3 protein-coding genes are annotated in these 2091 nt (G+C 37.0%); all 3 read left to right on the forward strand.

All coding sequences use genetic code 11. The features are described 5' to 3' along the window. The coding region (locus tag Q8907_16630) for a hypothetical protein (protein MDP4275895.1) at window positions 1-627 on the forward strand (627 nt) is incomplete at its 5' end. Window positions 628-731: 104 nt separating this feature from the next. Then, window positions 732-977: a hypothetical protein gene (locus tag Q8907_16635; GenBank protein MDP4275896.1), complete on the forward strand. Its 246-nt coding sequence runs from the start codon at window positions 732-734 to the stop codon at window positions 975-977. Window positions 978-1046: 69 nt separating this feature from the next. Continuing rightward, a partial coding sequence (locus Q8907_16640; protein ID MDP4275897.1) for a DUF5005 domain-containing protein occupies window positions 1047-2091 on the forward strand: 1045 nt, incomplete at its 3' end.

Raw genomic sequence — 2091 nt, forward strand, 5'->3', positions numbered from 1 at the left:
GCCTGTGAACCTGTTCATATTCAATGGAACCCTGCAACCAACTCGGTTAAAGTTGTTAATAACCGGCCCTACGGTATTAAGTCTGTTACTGCCGAAGCTCAGGTGTATAATAGCGACGGGAAATTAGTTCCAGATTACGGCATGAAAGCTACTTTGGACGTGAATCCTACTTCCGTAAAGGAAGCCTTTGTGGCATTCTCTTCAACAATTAAAAAACCTTCCCTGTCTGATGTCTATTTTTTAAAATTAAAGTTATTTGATGCTAAAGGGAAATTACTTTCTGGAAATTTTTACTGGATTGGGAATAACTATTTGGATTATAATGCCTTGAATAAACTGCCATCTGTTGGAACCAGCTTATCTGTAAGTAAACCTGTTGTATCTAAAATTACCGCTAACGGACATACGTTACTTACCTATACCCTTACCAATAAGTCAAAAAATACATCAGCTTTTGGCATAAGGGTACAATTATTAAATGATAAAGGCGAGCAAATTTTGCCAGCTATTTTTGATGATGGGTACTTCTCGCTAATGCAGGGAGAAGTGAAAACCTTACATGTTGAAGTCGATCCTAAAATATTGGGCCATAAATATGTTTTGGATGTGAAGCCTTATAACAACTAGATACGATTATTGTTATCAAAATGCTTTAACACGTCAATAATAAGAAAATTAGTATTGCTCTAATGATTTAATAAAAATAAGTAACTTGGCATGATTGAGGACCTATGGCTGAATTAGACAGGGCTCATGGAATAAAGTTAGTTCTATGTCCTTTACTTCAGGTATTTGATTATCCCTGGAAGCCGGGCCTACATTCTGCAGAAAAAATTATAACCTTGAATGCTGCAATTAAAAAGTATAAAAAGAATAACTTGATTTATTTAGATTATTTTTCATCCCTGGTAGATGAACGAAAAGGTATGAAAGCTGAATATTCGGGTGATGGTGTTCACCCCAACGCAGCAGGGTAAAAACTAGTGGCAACTCTTGCAGGAAATGCAATAAAAAAGGCACTAAGCAAATAATTAAAATCATGTAGTATGATGAAAACAATACTTTTTTTTAGCTTTTATTTAGGACAAGCTTTACAGCTTTTGATATTTTGTACCAATATTGGTTTTGCTGCTATCGACTCAAATAAAATTAAGGATAGATTCCCCTTAAGTGCTAAGGAGATTGGTATTGGGGTTCAGAAAATATTGCCTCAGGATACTGCATTACATCTTCAACTTATTCCTAATCTTGGGAAATGGGATCCAAAAGTTGAAGTTTATAGTGATTTGGAATATAATAATTTATTGACCCGATACTCAGGGTGGAATGGAGGAGATGGTTGTTATTCTTTATTATTACCCGATGGTAGGATATTATGGTCATTTCAGGATAGTTTTTTCGGGTTGGTGAAGCCCGACAGGGCAAGAGTTGATAATGTATTTGTGCACAATGCTGGTTTAATTCAAACCTTCCCTGGAAGGTACGGAATGGTTCAATTGAATCCTGTTAAAGAGGGTAAGGCCCAAACCTGGATTAAATATGATTCTTTGAAGGAAGATAGCGATTGGTATTGGTCAGGGGCCGGCATTGTATACGATGGCAGGTATTATAAAACTCTGGGACACATTAAAAGAACCGGGTCAGGTTCCTGGGATTTTAAGAACGTTTCGACAGACGTTGCGGTTTTTTCCTATCCTGATTTTTATTTGATAAAGATTGTCAGGGATAAAACACTGGGTGATGTCAGCTACGGTTCCGGAATTTATGAGGCTGCTGATGGATATGTCTATTTATATGGGACAAACAGTGAAGGTTGGAGCACAAATTTACATGTTGCCAGAGTTCCTAAACATGATTTTTTGGGGCCATGGGAATTCTATACTAAAAATGGTTGGGCTAACCAGCCGGATAATTATTCCATTGGCAGTAGTATTTCTCCACAACCAAATGTTTTTAAAGATGGGGATCATTTTTACCTGGTAAGTCAGCAGCTTTTAGGCCAGGATATTTATATCTATGAAGCTGATTCTCCTCTTGGACCCTGGAAAAATAAAAGAACAATTTACCGGATACCGGATACCTATGATGGAC

The sequence above is a fragment of the Bacteroidota bacterium genome, from assembly GCA_030706565.1.
Taxonomy (GTDB): domain Bacteria; phylum Bacteroidota; class Bacteroidia; order Bacteroidales; family JAUZOH01; genus JAUZOH01.

What these genes read in the sequence shown, in the direction of transcription:
- Q8907_16635 (MDP4275896.1), top strand. Translation starts at nt 732, where the DNA reads ATGGCTGAATTAGACAGGGCTCATGGAATAAAGTTAGTTCTATGTCCT.